The sequence below is a fragment of the Rhizobium sp. AN68 genome, from assembly GCF_030758035.1.
Lineage (GTDB): Bacteria > Pseudomonadota > Alphaproteobacteria > Rhizobiales > Rhizobiaceae > Agrobacterium > Agrobacterium tumefaciens.
This window is the reverse complement of the sequence record NZ_JARWMI010000003.1, coordinates 1,894,780-1,912,067: the sequence shown is the minus strand read 5'-3', so window position 1 is coordinate 1,912,067 and position 17,288 is coordinate 1,894,780. Positions and strand designations below refer to the sequence as shown.

Annotated in this window: 14 protein-coding genes; 12 read left to right on the top strand and 2 right to left on the bottom strand. The window is 59.2% G+C overall.

Going from position 1 to position 17,288, the window contains the following annotated elements; translation table 11 throughout:
* Positions 1-4: 4 nt before the first annotated feature.
* The 5 genes from ftsW (at position 5) to RBH71_RS22445 (ending at position 5,719) form a co-directional block, all read left to right on the top strand.
* Positions 5-1,159, top strand: coding sequence for a putative lipid II flippase FtsW (ftsW, locus tag RBH71_RS22465; protein WP_003513223.1), 1,155 nt, complete (start codon positions 5-7; stop codon positions 1,157-1,159).
* A 6-nt stretch (positions 1,160-1,165) separates the two neighbouring features.
* Entirely contained in the window at positions 1,166-2,302 is a 1,137-nt protein-coding gene (murG, locus tag RBH71_RS22460) for an undecaprenyldiphospho-muramoylpentapeptide beta-N-acetylglucosaminyltransferase (protein ID WP_013636510.1), read from the top strand.
* Positions 2,299-3,714, top strand: coding sequence for a UDP-N-acetylmuramate--L-alanine ligase (gene murC, locus RBH71_RS22455; RefSeq protein WP_323687495.1), 1,416 nt, complete (start codon positions 2,299-2,301; stop codon positions 3,712-3,714). The genes murG and murC overlap by 4 nt, the downstream gene beginning before the upstream one ends.
* On the top strand, positions 3,711-4,676 hold the full coding sequence (gene murB / locus RBH71_RS22450; RefSeq protein WP_003513214.1) for a UDP-N-acetylmuramate dehydrogenase: 966 nt from the start codon (positions 3,711-3,713) through the stop codon (positions 4,674-4,676). Before murC ends, murB begins: the two co-directional genes overlap by 4 nt.
* 200 nt (positions 4,677-4,876) lie before the next feature.
* Complete coding sequence (locus RBH71_RS22445; RefSeq protein WP_244420489.1) at positions 4,877-5,719, top strand: GGDEF domain-containing protein; 843 nt, start codon at positions 4,877-4,879, stop codon at positions 5,717-5,719.
* Between the two features lie 69 nt (positions 5,720-5,788).
* On the opposite strand, the gene RBH71_RS22440 is transcribed toward RBH71_RS22445, so the two are convergent.
* Entirely contained in the window at positions 5,789-7,093 is a 1,305-nt protein-coding gene (locus tag RBH71_RS22440) for an MFS transporter (RefSeq protein ID WP_003513212.1), read from the bottom strand.
* Positions 7,094-7,635: 542 nt separating this feature from the next.
* On the opposite strand from RBH71_RS22440, the gene RBH71_RS22435 reads away from it, so the two are divergent.
* The 7 genes from RBH71_RS22435 (at position 7,636) to recN (ending at position 16,668) form a co-directional block, all read left to right on the top strand.
* Positions 7,636-8,562, top strand: a complete 927-nt coding sequence (locus RBH71_RS22435; RefSeq protein WP_003513211.1) for a D-alanine--D-alanine ligase — start codon at positions 7,636-7,638, stop codon at positions 8,560-8,562.
* Positions 8,550-9,482, top strand: coding sequence for a cell division protein FtsQ/DivIB (locus RBH71_RS22430; protein WP_003513210.1), 933 nt, complete (start codon positions 8,550-8,552; stop codon positions 9,480-9,482). The genes RBH71_RS22435 and RBH71_RS22430 overlap by 13 nt, the downstream gene beginning before the upstream one ends.
* Positions 9,479-10,810, top strand: coding sequence for a cell division protein FtsA (ftsA, locus tag RBH71_RS22425; protein ID WP_003513208.1), 1,332 nt, complete (start codon positions 9,479-9,481; stop codon positions 10,808-10,810). Before RBH71_RS22430 ends, ftsA begins: the two co-directional genes overlap by 4 nt.
* A 92-nt stretch (positions 10,811-10,902) precedes the next feature.
* Positions 10,903-12,648: a cell division protein FtsZ gene (gene ftsZ / locus RBH71_RS22420; protein WP_003513206.1), complete on the top strand. Its 1,746-nt coding sequence runs from the start codon at positions 10,903-10,905 to the stop codon at positions 12,646-12,648.
* A 271-nt stretch (positions 12,649-12,919) separates the two neighbouring features.
* A complete protein-coding gene (lpxC, locus tag RBH71_RS22415; protein ID WP_323687494.1) occupies positions 12,920-13,876 on the top strand; it encodes a UDP-3-O-acyl-N-acetylglucosamine deacetylase in 957 nt (318 codons plus the stop codon).
* Positions 13,877-14,112: 236 nt separating this feature from the next.
* A complete protein-coding gene (locus RBH71_RS22410; protein ID WP_003513201.1) occupies positions 14,113-14,979 on the top strand; it encodes an outer membrane protein assembly factor BamD in 867 nt (288 codons plus the stop codon).
* A 15-nt stretch (positions 14,980-14,994) separates the two neighbouring features.
* A complete protein-coding gene (gene recN, locus RBH71_RS22405; protein WP_003513199.1) occupies positions 14,995-16,668 on the top strand; it encodes a DNA repair protein RecN in 1,674 nt (557 codons plus the stop codon).
* Here the strand turns inward: recN and RBH71_RS22400 are convergent.
* Positions 16,665-17,279, bottom strand: coding sequence for a LysE family translocator (locus RBH71_RS22400; protein ID WP_003513197.1), 615 nt, complete (start codon positions 17,277-17,279; stop codon positions 16,665-16,667). The genes recN and RBH71_RS22400 overlap by 4 nt on opposite strands.
* Positions 17,280-17,288: the final 9 nt, after the last annotated feature.

Below are 17,288 nucleotides of genomic sequence, written 5' to 3'. Positions count from 1 at the left end.
GGCCATGGTAAGCCGAGTTGATCGCGGTCCGGTCGCGGAATGGTTCTGGACCATCGACCGTTTCTTTCTGGCTGCGTTCATCGCGCTGATGGGCATCGGCCTGATGCTGTCATTTGCGGCATCGCCGGCGGTCGCCGAACGCATCGGTCTCAACAGCTTCTTCTTCGTGGAACGTCAGGCGATGTTCATGGTGCCTTCGCTGGCGATCATGATCGGTCTTTCCTTCCTGTCGCCGCGTCAGGTCCGGCGCGTGGCGGTGATGATGCTGATCGCGTCGCTGCTGATGATGATTTTCGCGCTGTTCTTCGGTATCGAGGTCAAGGGCGCACGACGCTGGATTTCCATCGGCAGCTTCTCGATCCAGCCATCGGAATTCATGAAGCCCGCCTTCGTCATTGTCTGCGCCTGGCTGTTTGCCGAACGCGCGCGTCACCCCGAAATTCCCGGCAATCTCTTCGCTATCATCACCTTCGGTATCGTGGCGGCACTTCTGATCGCCCAGCCCGACTTTGGCCAGACCATCCTGACATCGGTGGTGTGGGGCGGCATGTTCTTCATGGCCGGTGTTCCGTGGTTCTGGATCATCGTGCTCGGCGGCCTCGGCGTTCTCGGCATCGTCTCCGCCTATCTGCTCCTGCCGCACGTCGCCGGCCGTATCGACCGTTTCTGGACCGGTGAGGGTGATACCTTCCAGGTGGATACGGCGCGCGAGGCGATCATTCGTGGCGACTGGTTCGGTCGCGGCCCGGGTGAGGGCATCGTCAAGCGTATCATTCCCGACAGCCATACCGACTTCATCTTCTCGGTGGCGGCGGAAGAATTCGGCATTGTTTTCTGCATGTTCCTTGTGGCGATCTTCGCCTTCATCGTGTTGCGCGGCCTCTCGCACGCCTTCAGGGAAAAAGACGATTTCTGCCGCTTTGCCGTGGCCGGTCTGGTCCTGCAGATCGGCATGCAGTCGATGATCAATATCGGCGTTAATCTGGAGCTGATGCCCGCCAAGGGCATGACGCTGCCGCTCATTTCCTATGGTGGTTCGTCGATGATGGCGATCTGCGTCACGGCAGGCTTCCTTCTGGCGCTGACACGCCACAGGCCGGAAAAGAGGGCGCAGGAGCGCAGCTTCTTCCGCGTCGGTTCCGGCGTTCCTGCGGAGTAAATGATCATGAGCAAGGGTATTGTTCTGCTCGCCGCCGGGGGTACCGGCGGCCATGTCTTTCCAGCCGAGGCCTTGGCGCACACGCTGAAAGCGCGCGGTTATCAGGTGCATCTGGTCACCGACAGCCGTGCCGAGCGTTATGCGGGAAAGTTTCCGGCGGAAGAAATTCACGTCGTTCCATCCGCCACCATTGGTTCGAAAAACCCGATTTCCGTGGCGCGTTCGCTGTGGAAGCTGTGGACAGGGCTGCGTTCAGCGCGCCGGCTGATCACGAAGCTGAAGCCGGTTGCGGTCGTCGGCTTTGGCGGTTATCCCACCGTGCCGCCGCTGCTTGCCTCGACCGGGCTTGGCGTGCCATCGATCATTCACGAGCAGAATGCGGTGATGGGTCGAGCCAACAAGGCGCTGGCGGCCCGTGTGAAGGCGATTGCCGGCGGTTTTCTGCCGCCCGCCAACGGCCAATATTCCGACAAGACGGTTGCGACCGGCAATCCCGTGCGCCCGGCGGTGCTGGCGGCGTCAGAGATACCCTATACGCCTTCACAGACCGGCGAGACGTTCCAGCTCGTGGTTTTCGGCGGCAGCCAGGGAGCGCAGTTCTTTTCCAGCGCGGTTCCCGCGGCGATCTGCCTGTTGAAGGACGAGCAGCGCAAGCGCATCGTCGTGACCCAGCAGGCGCGCCCCGAAGACAAGGACAGTGTGATCTCCTCGTATCAGAAGCTGGGCGTGAAGGCGGATGTCTCCCCTTTCTTCGGCGATATGGCCTCGCGCATCGGTGAGGCCGATCTGGTCATCAGCCGTTCGGGTGCGTCGACGGTATCGGAGCTTTCGGTCATCGGCCGACCCTCGATCCTTGTGCCTTATCCGCATGCGCTGGATCACGATCAGGCGGCCAATGCGGCAGCGCTTTCGGCAGCCGGCGGTGCAAGCGTTATCAAGCAGTCGGAACTGTCGCCGCAGAAGCTTTCCGGCCTTCTGTCCTCGGCGCTGTCCGAGCCGGATCGGTTGTCCGCAACGGCGGCGGCGGCCAAGGCGACAGGAAAACCGCATGCGGCGGATGTGCTGGCCGATCTGGTCGAGGCGATTGCGAGCGGAAAGTCCGTACAGGAATTCAAGAAGAACATTGAAGGAGTTGAGGCATGAAGATGCCGAAAGCCATAGGCCTTGTCCATTTCATCGGCATAGGCGGGATCGGCATGAGCGGCATTGCCGAAGTGCTTCACAATCTCGGTCATCGCGTACAGGGCTCCGACCAGGCCGACAGCGCCAATGTGCAGCGTCTGCGCGACAAGGGCATCGAGGTCTTCGTCGGCCACACGGCGGATAATCTCGGTGATGCCGAGGTCGTGGTCGTTTCCACCGCGATCAAGAAGAACAATCCGGAGCTGATCGCCGCGCGGGAAAAACACCTGCCGATCGTTCGCCGTGCCGAAATGCTGGCCGAGTTGATGCGTTTCCGCAACGCCATTGCCATCGGTGGCACGCACGGCAAGACCACGACAACTTCGATGGTCGCGACCCTGCTGGAAGCCGGCAATCTCGACCCGACCGTGATCAACGGCGGCATCATCAACGCCTATGGCACCAACGCCCGCATGGGCGAGGGCGAGTGGATGGTGGTGGAGGCCGATGAATCCGATGGCACATTCCTGAAGCTTCCGGCCGATGTGGCCGTGATCACCAATATCGACCCGGAACATCTTGACCACTACGGCAATTTCGACGCCGTGCGCTCTGCTTTCCGGCAATTCGTGGAGAATGTTCCGTTCTACGGCTTCGGCGTCATGTGTCTCGACCATCCCGAGGTGCAGGCTTTGGTTGGGCGTATCGAAGACCGTAAGGTCATCACCTATGGTGAGAACCCACAGGCCGACGTGCGGTTTTCGAATGTGCGCATCGATGGCACGCGGTCTATCTTCGATGTGGAAATTCGCCGGCGCCGCACCGGCAAGATATTCTCCTTCACCGATCTCGTCCTACCGATGCCCGGTCGCCACAATGTTTCGAACGCAACGGCTGCGATTGCCGTCGCCAATCGTCTCGGTATTTCGGAAGCGGACATCAAGAAGGGCCTCGCCTCCTTTGCCGGCGTCAAGCGTCGTTTCACGCTGACGGGCGAAGCCAATGGCGTGCAGGTCTTCGACGATTACGGCCACCATCCGGTTGAGATCAAGGCTGTGCTCGCGGCTGCGCGCGAAGCCTGCAAGGGCCGCATCATCGCCGTGCATCAGCCGCACCGCTACAGCCGCCTTTCCAGCCTGTTCGATGATTTCGCGCATTGTTTTAACGATGCCGATACGATTATTCTTGCTCCGGTCTATGCAGCGGGCGAAGATCCGATCGAGGGCGCAAGCTCGGAAGCGCTGGTCTCCGCAATCAAGGCTGCCGGCCATCGCGATGCCCGTTTTCTCGAAAAACGGGAAGATCTCGCGTCAGTGGTTGCAGGCATTGCAGATCCGGGCGATTTCGTGGTTCTCTTGGGGGCCGGAAATATCACGCAATGGGCGGCAGCGCTGCCTTCGGAATTGAAGAGCATATCAGGAAAGTCTGAATGAGACAGGTCGATGGGGTTAAATTGCTGGGGAGGCTCGGCGACGGGGTAAAGGAATTGCGGGGACGTCTGACACCGGATGCGCCCATGGACCGCGTGACGTGGTTCAGAGCCGGCGGTCTTGCGGAAGTCATGTTCCAGCCGCACGATACCGACGATCTGGTTACATTCCTGAAAATCCTTCCGGAGGACGTGCCGTTGACCGTGGTCGGTGTCGGCTCGAACCTTCTGGTGCGCGATGGCGGCATTCCAGGTGTCGTCGTCCGTCTTTCCGCCAAAGGTTTCGGCTCGGTGGAGCTTTCGGGTGAAAACCGCATCAAGGCAGGTGCGATCTGCCCGGACAAGCATATTGCCGCGATGGCCATGGATAATGGCATTGGCGGTTTCCATTTCTATTACGGTATTCCCGGCTCCATCGGCGGCGCTCTGCGCATGAATGCGGGCGCCAACGGCGGTGAAACGCGTGAGCGTGTCGTGGAGGTTTATGCGGTGGACCGTCAGGGCAACCAGCATGTGCTCTCCAATGCGGATATGGATTACAGCTATCGCCACTCCGGCGCCGATGCTGGTCTGATCTTCACCGGCGCCCTGTTTGAGGGTTATCCGGAAGACCGCGCGAAGATCCGCGCCGATATGGACGCCGTGCGTCACCACCGCGAAACCGTGCAGCCGATCCGTGAACAGACCGGTGGATCAACCTTCAAGAACCCCGAAGGTCATTCCGCCTGGGAGCTGATCGACGAAGCGGGCGGTCGCGGTCTGGTCATCGGCGGTGCGCAGATGTCATCGCTGCATTGCAATTTCATGATCAATACCGGCCATGCGACCGGTTACGATCTGGAATATCTGGGCGAGACCATTCGCAAGCGCGTGTTCGAGAAGTCGGGAATTCGGCTGGAGTGGGAAATCAAACGGCTTGGGCTATTCATGCCGGGTCGTGAAGTGGAGCCCTTCCTCGGCGCCTGAAATTTGCGATGCCTCGCGATTGCCATGAGCAACTGCGTTAGCCGTTTCATATCTCTCCTGGCAGCACCAAGCGGCCAGGAGTTTTTGTTTCATATCATCCTTGGCGAAGGGTAACGGTCGATCAATAGTTTTTATCTATAAGCAGTATTTAGATTACGGGAGAGGCAGCGTTGCGCCACTCTACTGCTTGGGTGATATTTATGAGCATTTTCATTGCCGATCGCGTAAGCGGACACTTCTCACGTTTTTTAAGCGAACTCGTCGCGATAACGACTTTCACCGTGGCGACACCGGATGGATGGCGGCGGCTTGACCCGGTACAGTCATCATTTCGATTGGCTTGCCTGATCGCTTCCATAGCCGCCGTTATCTGTGTCGTTGCGATCCTGACGATGGCGCAGTTGGACCTGGTCTCGGACTTGAGCAATGGGCTCACAATCGGCCTGGTCCTTAGTACGACAATCTCTTTCACCGTCGGTTTTTTAATTTGCTGGCTCAATGCGAGGCAGATGCAGTTACTGATCCAGTCACACGAGCGTTTTGCGCAGCTCAGCCAGACTGATGCTCTGACAGGTCTTCACAACCGGCTAGGTCTTTATTCGAATTGCGTTCATCTGAGCACGCCGTATTGCGTCGCATTTATCGACATTGATCATTTTAAGTCCGTGAATGACAGGTACGGCCATTTGGCTGGTGACATGGTTATCTCCAGTGTTGCCAAGACAATTCGGGAAGGTTTCGATGAAGCCGCTCATGTGGCGCGGATGGGCGGTGAAGAGTTTGTCGTCGTCCACACCCTCGCCCCGGACCGGTTCCTGGAACAGTGCGAAGGCGTCCGTGAGAAGATCGCGACGACAACGGTTCATTTTCAGGATTTGCAGATCAGTACCACCATCTCGATAGGTGTGGCCTTGCGCGGGAACAGGGAGATTTTCGAGAAGGTCATGCACAGTGCGGATATGGCGCTCTACGAGGCGAAACGTGGCGGGCGTAATCGCATCTGTTCGTCGGGCGCGAAAGGTGGCCGTCAAATTATCGCTTGAGGATCATCACAGACGAAAAAAAGCCGCGAAAGGTGATTTCGCGGCCTCGATCTTTTAGTGGCCTGTCGCTCAGACTTCATCCTTGCGGGACAAAAGAATGCAGGCGAGCGTGATGAGGGCGGATACGCAGAGGTAATATCCGACATATCCCATGCCGTAATTCACCTGCAGCCATGTGGCGATGTAGGGCGCCAGCGATGCGCCGAAGATGCCGGCCATGTTGAAGGTGATGGACGAGCCGGTGTAGCGCACCCTTGTCGGGAAGGGGGCGGCAAGCGCCGTTCCAATCAGGCCGTAGGTCATGCCCATCAGCGTCATCGCAAGAGCCGCGAAGATGAAGATCGAACCTTCGCCGCCTGTCATCAGGGTAGGCAGCAGGAAAGAGAACAGGCCGATCAGCACCGTCGTCAGGATCAGGATTTCGCGACGGCCGAAGCGCTCAGCGAGCTTGCCGGCGATCGGGATGAAGATGCCGAAAACGATGGAGCCCATGATCTGCACTTCGAGTGCGTCGAGGAACGGGATTTTCAGAACCTTGACGTTGTAGGACAGCAGATAGGCGGTACCGATATAGAACAGCACGAAAGTAGCCAACGCCACGAAAGTGCCGAGCGCGAGGCTGCGCTTGTGGTTGCGGAACAGTTCCACGACCGGCACGGCAACACGTTCTTCCTTTTCGATTGCCTTCTGGAAGGCAGGCGTTTCGGTGATCGACAGACGGACCCACATGCCAACCGCGATCAGGATGATCGAAGCGACGAAGGGAATGCGCCAGCCCCAGCTCAGAAGCGCTTCCTGCGACATGAAGTGCAGCAGGATCCAGAAGACGCCGGAGGAGAGGAACAGACCGACGGGCGCGCCGAGCTGCGGAAACATCCCGTACCAGCTGCGCTTGCCGGGAGGAGCGTTTTCCGTGGCCAGCAGGACCGCGCCACCCCATTCTCCGCCAAGACCGAAGCCCTGACCGAAGCGGCAAAGCGCCAGCAACAGAGGTGCCAGAACACCGGCTGTCTCATAGGACGGCAGAAGGCCGATCACGACCGTCGATACGCCCATGGTCAGCAGAGCGGCGACAAGCGTAGCTTTACGGCCGACGCGGTCACCATAATGGCCGAAAACGACGGCGCCGAGCGGACGGGCGAAAAAGGCGATGGAGAAGGTGGCGAAGGATGCCAGAAGTGCCGTCATCGGATCATTGTTCGGGAAGAACAATGTCGGAAACACGAGCACTGCGGCCGTGGCGTAAACGTAAAAATCGAAAAACTCGATGGTCGTGCCGACCAGGCTGGCAGTGAGAACTCGTGCAGGCGAATTTGTCTTTACAACGTTCGAATTGCCAGCTGTCGGCGATACCGGAGATATCGCGTCAGTCATGGTTTTGGTCCCATTTTTGGATGATTGCATGTCATGCCTTGGGAGGCATTGACTGCGTTAACGCAATTTTTGTTCTTTTGGAATGCTAAAAAAGAAATAATGCGGACAATGTGATCGGCTGGTGCGACAGGGACCGCAGCGTGTGCGAGGACGTAGCCTCAAGATTGAGAGACTGATTCAGGCGACGGATTTAAAACGCTGAAACGTCAGATAATTTTCGCTGGGGAAAAGCGTCATCTGTTAACGTTTTCGCCTTGTCTTTATCAGGGTTAGAAGTGTGCGGCACCCTCGTTCTATTTCCGATCATTGAAAACCTGCATGTTGCAATCCGTGCAACTCTCTGATTCCAAGGAGGTAATTCGGATCGATGCTGATTCTTTAATGGAACTGGCATGTTGGGCGCGGCGGTTAACGAAAGTAAACGATTCATTAACCTTAATGGCGTTTAACTGATCTCAAGGATCATGTGCCAGAATCACCGTTCGTCAAATTCGGTTGGTTCCGGTGCGGTGCGTAGCGGAGATTTGGTGTCAGAGGTATCGATGGGCGGCAAGCACGTAGCTGTTCTTTTGGGTGGGTTTTCGTCGGAGCGGCCGGTCAGCCTCTCGTCCGGGAACGCTTGCGCGCTCGCCCTTGAGGGCGAGGGGTACAAGGTCACCCGGGTCGATGTGGGGCGCGATATCGCCGCCGTACTCGGCGAGCTGCGCCCGGATGTCGCCTTCAATGCGCTGCATGGCCCCTTCGGTGAAGACGGCACCATTCAGGGCATTCTCGAATATCTCGCCATTCCCTATACCCATTCCGGCGTGCTCGCTTCTGCACTCGCCATGGACAAGGCGCAGGCCAAGAAAGTGGCTGCGGCTGCTGGCATTCCGGTGGCTGACGAACGCGTCATGAACCGGTTCGAATTCACCAGCGAACATCCGCTTGCGCCGCCCTACGTCGTGAAGCCGGTGCGCGAAGGCTCGAGCTTCGGTGTGGTGATCGTCAAGGAAGACCAGTCGCATCCGCCGCAAATCCTTACCTCGTCCGAATGGCGTTACGGCGATCACGTCATGGTCGAGCGTTACATCCATGGTCGCGAACTGACCTGCGGCGTGCTCGACGGCGAGGCGCTAGGTGTGACGGAAGTGGTGCCGCTGGGTCACAATTTCTATGATTATGACGCTAAATACGCAGCCGGTGGCTCAAAGCATGTCATTCCGGCAGAAATTTCACCAAAAATTTACCAAAAAATTCAAACACTGGCGGTTATGGCGCATCGGGCGATCGGGTGCCGTGGCGTAAGCCGTTCAGACTTTCGTTACGACGACCGCTTCTCAGAAGATGGCGAAGTTATCTGGCTTGAAGTGAATACGCAGCCGGGCATGACGCCGACCTCCCTGGTGCCGGAAATGGCGGCCCATGCTGGCCGCTCCTTTGGTAACCTTGTCAGCTGGATGGTGGAGGACGCTTCGTGTTTGCGGTGACCGGCAAAAAGTCGACGGCAAAAAAGCGCGAGCAATTCGTGGCGACGGCAAATGCCGACGATCGCAGGGTGCTACCGCGTCCGCTGCGTCGTTTCGTGCGTTTCGGCGTCAGCCTTGCGACCGGACGCATCCACATTCCCGCCCATACCGGCACGATTTCGGCTGTTGCCTTTTACGCGGTAATCGGGCTTTACGGCATGTCGCTTGGCGGACATACGAATATCGTCACCCAGACCACGACATCGGCCGCCGGTTTTGCGGTTGAGGACGTCAAGGTATCAGGCAATTTGCAGACATCGGAAATCGAAGTCTTCCAGCTTCTCGGCCTTGACGGCAGCACCTCCCTGATTGCGCTTGATATCGATGCGGCACGCCGCAAGCTCGTCCAGCTTCCCTGGGTCGAAGATGTCGATATCCGCAAGGTCTATCCGAAGACGGTTGAGGTTCGCCTGAAGGAGCGTGAAGCTTTCGGCATCTGGCAGCATGGCACGGAACTGTCGCTGATCGAAAAAAGCGGCAGCGTGATCGCGCCGCTGCGTGACAATAAATTTGCCGCCCTGCCGCTTTTCGTCGGACGTGACGCGGAAACGGGTGCTGCCGGTTTCGTAGCGCAACTGGCCGATTGGCCGGAAATTCGCAACCGCGTTCGCGCCTATGTTCGCATTGCCGGCCGCCGCTGGGATCTGCATCTCGACAACGGCATCGTCGTCAAGCTGCCGGAAGAGAACCTGCCGCAGGCACTGCAATTGCTGGCACGGCTCGATCTCGAGGAAAAGGTTCTGTCGCGTGATGTCGCTGCCGTCGATCTGCGTCTGACGGACCGCACCACGATCCAGTTGACCGAAGGCGCAGCAGAGCGCCGCCAGACGGCGGTAGATGCACGCACGAAGGCACTCAAGAAAGCGGAGAAGAACACATGAGCTTTTTTGGTTCTTCCCATTTCGGTCTGCCTCGCCTGAAGCCGCTGTCTTCCAAGCGCAGCCACATCGTCTCGGTGCTCGACATCGGCTCGACCAAGGTCGTTTGCATGATCGGACGGCTGACGCCGCGCCAGGAAAGCGAAATCCTGCCGGGTCGCACCCACAAGGTGGAAATCATCGGCATTGGTCACCAGCGCTCGCGCGGTGTGAAATCCGGCGTGATCGCCGATCTTGACGCGCTCGAAGGCGTGATCCGTCTTTCGGTGGATGCGGCCGAGCGCATGGCAGGCCTGACCGTCGACAGCCTGATCGTCAATGTTTCCGCCGGCCGGCTGGCAAGCGACATCTATACCGCGAGCATCGATCTCGGCGGACAGGAAGTGGAAGCAAGTGACCTGCGCAAGGTTCTGGTGGCGGCGAGCCAGCAGTCCATGCGTCAGGACCGGGCGATCCTGCATTCGCTGCCAACAGGCTATTCGCTGGATGGCGAGCGCGGCATTCGTGATCCGCTGTCGATGTATGGCGATCTTCTCGGTGTCGACATGCATGTGGTGACTGTCGAACGCACGGCGCTGAAGAACCTCGAGCTTTGCGTCAATCGCGCGCATCTCTCGGTCGAGGGCATGGTCGCAACACCCTATGCCAGCGGTCTCGCGGCATTGGTCGATGACGAGGTCGAGCTTGGCTGTGCGGCCATCGACATGGGCGGCGGCACCACGACGATCTCGGTTTTCGCCGAAGGCCGTCTCATTCATACCGACGCGATCGGCCTTGGCGGCCATCACGTTACGACAGATCTTGCACGAGGCCTCTCGACACGAATCGAAGATGCGGAGAGACTAAAGGTGGTGCATGGTTCGGCTTTGCTGAATGGCGCGGATGAGCGCGACATGATTTCGATCCCGCCGATTGGCGAAGATGATCGCGATCAACCATCGCAAGTTTCAAGGGCACTTGTTACCCGCATCGTGCGGGCGCGTATCGAAGAGACGCTGGAATTGATCCGTGATCGTATCCAGAAGTCCGGCTTCAGCCCCATCGTCGGCAAACGTGTTGTCCTGACGGGCGGCGCGAGCCAGCTGACGGGGCTGCCGGAAACGGCACGGCGCATTCTTGCCCGCAACGTTCGTATCGGCCGCCCCATGGGGGTTGCGGGTCTTCCGGTTGCGGCAAAGGGACCGGCATTTTCAACCGCATGCGGACTGATGATTTATCCGCAGGTGGCGGACATCGAAATTCATGCGGCGCAAGGCGGAATGTTCTCGCCGTTTGGTACGGGTAGCGGCCGGATAGCCCGGGTAGGGCAATGGCTGAAAGAGAGTTTCTGAGTGGCCTCGTAGCGTGAGCCTGAGGTTTCCAAGTTGAGTTTTCAAGAATCGGCCAGCGGGGCGATGCGGCCAGAGAAAGAAGGAATGGTAAAATGACGATACAGCTGCAAAAGCCTGATATCACCGAGCTGAAGCCACGCATCACTGTTTTCGGTGTGGGCGGCGGTGGCGGTAACGCTGTCAACAACATGATCACGGCTGGCCTCCAGGGTGTCGATTTCGTCGTCGCCAACACGGATGCGCAGGCTCTGACCATGACGAAGGCAGACCGGGTCATCCAGCTCGGCGTCAACGTCACCGAGGGTCTCGGTGCCGGTTCCCAGCCGGAAGTCGGACGCGCCGCTGCTGAAGAATGCATCGATGAGATCATCGATCACCTGAACGGCACCCACATGTGCTTCGTCACTGCCGGCATGGGTGGTGGTACCGGCACGGGTGCTGCACCTGTCGTCGCACAGGCTGCCCGCAACAAGGGCATTCTGACGGTCGGCGTCGTTACCAAGCCGTTCCATTTCGAAGGCGGTCGCCGCATGCGTCTTGCCGAACAGGGCATCGAGGAACTGCAGAAGTCCGTCGATACGCTGATCGTCATTCCGAACCAGAACCTCTTCCGCATTGCCAACGACAAGACGACCTTTGCCGATGCCTTCGCCATGGCTGACCAGGTTCTCTATTCCGGCGTTGCCTGCATTACCGATCTGATGGTGAAGGAAGGTCTCATCAACCTCGACTTCGCTGACGTTCGCTCGGTCATGCGTGAAATGGGCCGCGCAATGATGGGTACTGGCGAAGCTTCCGGTCCGGGCCGTGCGATGCAGGCTGCGGAAGCGGCAATCGCCAACCCGCTGCTCGACGAAACCTCGATGAAGGGCGCACAGGGCCTCCTGATCTCCATCACCGGCGGTCGCGATCTTACCCTGTTCGAAGTCGACGAAGCGGCTACCCGTATTCGCGAAGAAGTCGATCCGGATGCGAACATCATCCTCGGCGCAACCTTCGACGAGGCACTTGAAGGTCTCATCCGCGTCTCCGTCGTCGCGACCGGCATCGACCGCGTTGCGGGCGTTGGCGAACAGAACGTTGCCGATATGCGCGCCGCAGCCGCCAAGCCGCTTATCCGTCCTTCCGCGGCCGTTGCTCCCGCTCCGGCCGCAGTTCAGCCTGCACAAGCAGTATCGCAGGCACCAAAGACCGTAGACCAGATCGCCCAGACCATCCGTTCGGCGGAAGCCGAAATGGAACGTGAACTTGGTTTCGCAGCACACCAGCAGCCCTCTCAGGATTTCCGTCCGCAGAGCAAGCTGTTTGCATCCGCTCCGGCTGAAGCACCGGCAGCTCTCCGTCCGGCCCAGCCGGTTCAGCAGGCTGCTCCGGCACCTGTTGCCCCGGCACCGGTCTATCACGCGCCGGAACAGGTTGCCGCTCCGCGTCTGCAGCAGCCGCAGGCTCCGGTCTATCAGGAGCAGGCTCCTGTTGCCCGCCAGCCCGAGCCTGTCCGCATGCCGAAGGTTGAAGACTTTCCGCCGGTCGTGAAGGCCGAGATGGATCACCGTGCCCACGCAGCTCCTGCAGCCCAGGAAGAGCGTGGTCCGATGGGTCTTCTGAAGCGCATCACCAACTCGCTTGGCCGACGCGAAGAGGAAGAAGTTCCTTCCGAAATGATGGATGCGCCGAGCATGGCGCCGCAGCAGCGCCGCGCACTTTCGCCGGAAGCCAGCCTCTACGCTCCGCGTCGTGGCCAGCTTGACGATCACGGTCGTGCGACGCCTTCTTCGGCAAGCCACCATGACGACGACCAGCTGGAAATTCCGGCCTTCCTGCGTCGCCAGTCCAACTAACAGCGATTCCGTTCGCCTCTCCAAACGCCCGGGTCACACGACCCGGGCGTTTTGTTTTATTGTGCGTTATTAACAGTAAATTAATTCATCTTTTCAATGGCTTGTGCGTGTAACAATCCGAAACGAACAGTGATTTGTCCTGGCACTTTCATGTGCGTATGTATGAGGCTGGGTAAGGGAAAACATTGACCTCGCCGGCTGTTGAAACCGGCTTGAAAAACTTGAACGGCGCTGAATATACGGCGCGGTTTTCAAAACAAGGCATATACGCATGACTATCGGACTGCTCGGATTTCAGACGACTATCGCAAATGCTGTTCAGCTCAAGGGCATTGGCGTGCATTCCGGCAATCCGGCTTCGATGACGTTCCAGCCCGCAGAAGCAGGAACGGGCATCGTGTTTCAGCGCCTTCATGAAAATGGCAGCGTAACCGAGTTGAAGGCGGTGTCTTCCAATGTCGGCAATACCGATCTGTGCACCGTGCTCGGCCGCTCGCTATCCCAGTCAGTGGCAACGGTCGAGCACGTCATGGCTGCCATCTACGCCATGGGCCTCGATAACCTCGTTGTTGAGGTCGACGGTCCGGAAGTGCCGATCATGGACGGCAGCTCTGCGCCATTTATCGATGCGATCGAATCGGCTGGCATCAAGAACCTTGGTGTGAAGCGCCGCTATATCCGCGTCATCAAGCCGGTGCGCATCGATCCGGGTGCATCTTGGGCGGAGTTCCGCCCTTACGACGGCACGCGGTTCGAGGTCGATATCGATTTCGACACGCCGCTAATCGGCAAGCAGTCCTGGAAGGGCGACCTGACGGCGGATACGTTCAAGAACGAGCTTTCGCGCGCCCGCACCTTCGGCTTCATGCGTGACGTGGAGCGCCTGTGGGCTGCCGGTTACGCACTCGGCTCCTCGCTTGAAAACTCTGTTGTCATTTCCGACGACAACAGCGTCATCAACATGGAAGGCCTGCGTTATGCCAAGGACGAATTCGTTCGCCATAAGACGCTGGACGCCGTGGGCGACCTGGCACTTGCCGGTGCGCAGTTCATCGGTTGCTATCGCTCCTATCGCGGCGGCCACAAGGTCAATGCCAACGCGCTGAAGGCTTTGCTGAGCGACCGCTCGGCCTATGAGATCGTGGAGGCTCCGGCCGCCCGCAACCAGGTACGTGCCCGCGAATTCGTCCCGGTCAACATGCCGGAATTTGCACCCTGGTCCGCTTGAGTTTGTTTGCAGGCTATTGATTGACAGGAAAAGCCGCTCCGTTTCGGGGCGGCTTTTTCACGATGAGGGGCAGGATGTTTCGTCATACCGCCTGATATTCATGCGATTGCATGGGCCGATGCCATAAAAATGCGTTAATGCATCATCATTGCGTTGCCCTGCAGATGCTTTTATGGCTAGAAACGCCAGTGCAAAGCCGATGCTTATGTATTTGCGCGGGAAGTGGGAACTGTCGAATGAAGCATGTAGGGTCTGGTGCAATGAAGGGTACGATGCGGGGGATCGCCGTTTCGTTGATGTTGGTCGGTGCGAGTGTTGCCGTCACGGCCTGCCAGTCCGATCCGGATATCGACATTACCAAGCTCGGCGTCGAGACCGATCCGCCAGACGTTCTGTACAAGCAGGGGCTTGCAAACATGAACGCCGGCAACATGACGGAAGCCTCGCGCAAGTTCGAGGCGATCGACAAGCAATATCCCTTCACCGAATGGGGCCAGAAGGCGCTTGTGATGCAGACCTTCATCGCCACTCGCACCAACAAGAACGACGTGGCCATCGCGTCGGGCAGCCGCTTCCTGCGCCAGTATCCGCGCTCCAAGGATGCCGCGTACGTTCAGTACATGATCGGTCTTGCCTATTCGAAGCAGATTTCCGACGTGACGCAGGACCAGCGCGCCGCGCAGCGCACGGTCGAGGCGATGAGCAAGGTGGTCAACGACTACCCTGATTCGGAATATGTCGCCGACGCGCAGGCCAAGATCCGTTTCGCCCGCGACCAGCTCGCCGGCCGCGAAATGCAGGTCGGCCGTTATTACCTTGAGCGCAAGGAATATCTCGCCGCCGTTTCACGTTTCCGTATCGTCGTCGAGCAATACCAGAACACCAACCAGATCGAGGAAGCGCTGGCCCGTCTGACGGAATCCTATTATGCGATGGGTCTTTCCGACGAGGCGCAGACTGCTGCCGCCGTTCTCGGCAACAACTATCCCGACAGCCAATGGTATGCGGATTCCTACAAGCTGCTGAAGGGCGGTGGGTTGGAGCCGCGTGAAAACAAGGGGTCCTGGATTTCGCGCGCCGGCAAGAAGCTTATCGGCGCCTGAGACAGGGCATAGGCCATGCTGGTCCAGCTCTCGATTCGTGACATCGTTCTGATTGAAAGGCTCGACCTCGGCTTTGAGGCGGGCCTTTCCGTGTTGACGGGTGAGACGGGCGCGGGCAAATCCATTCTGCTTGACAGCCTGTCGCTAGCCCTCGGCGGCCGCGGCGATGGCGGTCTGGTGCGCCACGGGGAAGAGAAGGGGCAGGTCACTGCCACTTTCGAAGTTCCGAACAGCCACCCCACACGGCATCTCCTGCGCGAAAACGGTCTGGATGACGATGGCGACCTGATTTTCCGCCGCGTGCAATCCGCAGACGGACGCACCAAGGCCTATATCAACGATCAGGCCATCAGCGTGCAGATGATGCGTCAGCTGGGGCAGCTACTGGTCGAAATTCACGGCCAGCACGACGACCGCGCTCTTGTCGATACCGATGCCCACCGCACGCTGCTGGATGCTTTTGCCGGGCTGAGCGACGATGCCCGTGCCGTTCAGGGTTTCTACCGCACATGGAAAGACGCCGAGCGGGCGTTGAAAACCCATCGTGCCAAGGTTGAGGCTGCTGCCCGAGAGGCGGACTATCTGCGTTCCTCCGTCGAGGAGCTTGAGGTGCTCTCGCCGCGCGACGGCGAGGAGGAGGAGCTTGCCGAACGTCGGGCGGTGATGCAGAAATCCGAACGTATTGCCGGTGATATCGCCGAAGCGAGCGAGTTCCTGAACGGCAACGCCTCGCCAGTGCCCATGATCGCATCCATGATGCGGCGCCTGGAACGCAAGAGCCACGAGGCGCCGGGATTGCTGGAAGACACCGTGCAATTGCTGGATGCCGCGCTCGACAGCCTTTCCAACGCGCAGATGGAAGTGGAGGCCGCACTTCGCCGCACCGAGTTCGATCCACGCGAGCTGGAGCGGGTGGAGGAACGGCTGTTTGCGCTACGCGCCGCCGGACGCAAATATAATGTCGCGGTGCCTGATCTACCGGCGCTCGCGGAAAAAATGGTCGCGGATCTCGCCGACCTCGATGCGGGCGAAGAAAAGCTCGGCAAACTTGAAGCCAACCTCGGCGTTGTGAAAGCCGATTTCGACCACGCGGCCAAATCGCTTTCCGAAAAACGCCACAATGCGGCGAATGCGCTTTCCGAAGCTGTCATGGCGGAGCTTCCGGCGCTCAAGCTGGAGCGGGCACGTTTTACCGTCGAAGTCAGCTCCGACCCGGAGCAAGCGACGGCTGACGGTATCGACATCGTGGAATTCCACGTTCAGACCAATCCTGGAACGCGGCCCGGCCCGATCATGAAAGTCGCTTCTGGCGGCGAATTGTCCCGTTTCCTGCTGGCGCTTAAAGTCGCGCTGGCTGATCGTGGTTCGGCACCGACACTGGTGTTCGACGAAATCGACACGGGCGTTGGCGGCGCTGTGGCAGATGCCATTGGCCAGAGGCTGCGTCGTCTGTCGAAAACCGTGCAGGTTCTGTCCGTCACCCACGCGCCCCAGGTGGCCGCGCGGGCGGCCACACATCTTCTCATTTCCAAAGGCCCCTCCGGCGACGGCACCGAGCGCATCGCCACGCGTGTCGCTACCATGGAGCCGAAACATCGCACCGAAGAAATCGCCCGCATGCTTGCCGGTGCCTCGGTGACAGATGAGGCGAGGGCTGCCGCCGCCCGCCTGCTTGCCGCCAAGGATTAACGGCTGACGGCCACCGCCACGCCGGAGCCGATCATGACGCCGCCCGCCGCCCGGTTCACCCTGCGGACGATTCTTGGCTCACGCAGCAGCTTTCTTGCCCGCACAGCCAGAACCACATGAGCGCCGATCACAACCCCCTCCACCACGACGATGACGGATGCCAGCGCCAGAAGGTGATCGACCGTCAGCGAGGCGCCGACAACGTTCGGTAGCAACGCCACGTAAAAGAGCGGCATTTTCGGATTTCCGAGATTGAGCGCGGTTCCCGTGGCGAATATCGAAAGAAGGCTATGGCGGCCATTCATGGGTTGCAGATCGGGAACCACAGGTTCCGCTGTCCAGAGTTTGAAGCCCATCCAGATGAGATAGGCCGCGCCGCCATAGCGCAGCACCGCCATCACTGTTCCCATTTCGGCTGCGAGGATCGACAGGCCGAAGGCTGCAAGCGTGAGGAATATCAATATTCCTGCCACGGTTCCGGCCCCATAGGCGAGGCCGGAGGCGGCACCATGGGTGATGGTGCGGGCGACGATCGTCATATTGTCCGGGCCGGGGCTGGCCGCGAACACGAAGAAGGCTGCTGCAAAGGCAATGAGGGTGGTGAGTTCCATGGGGGCTCC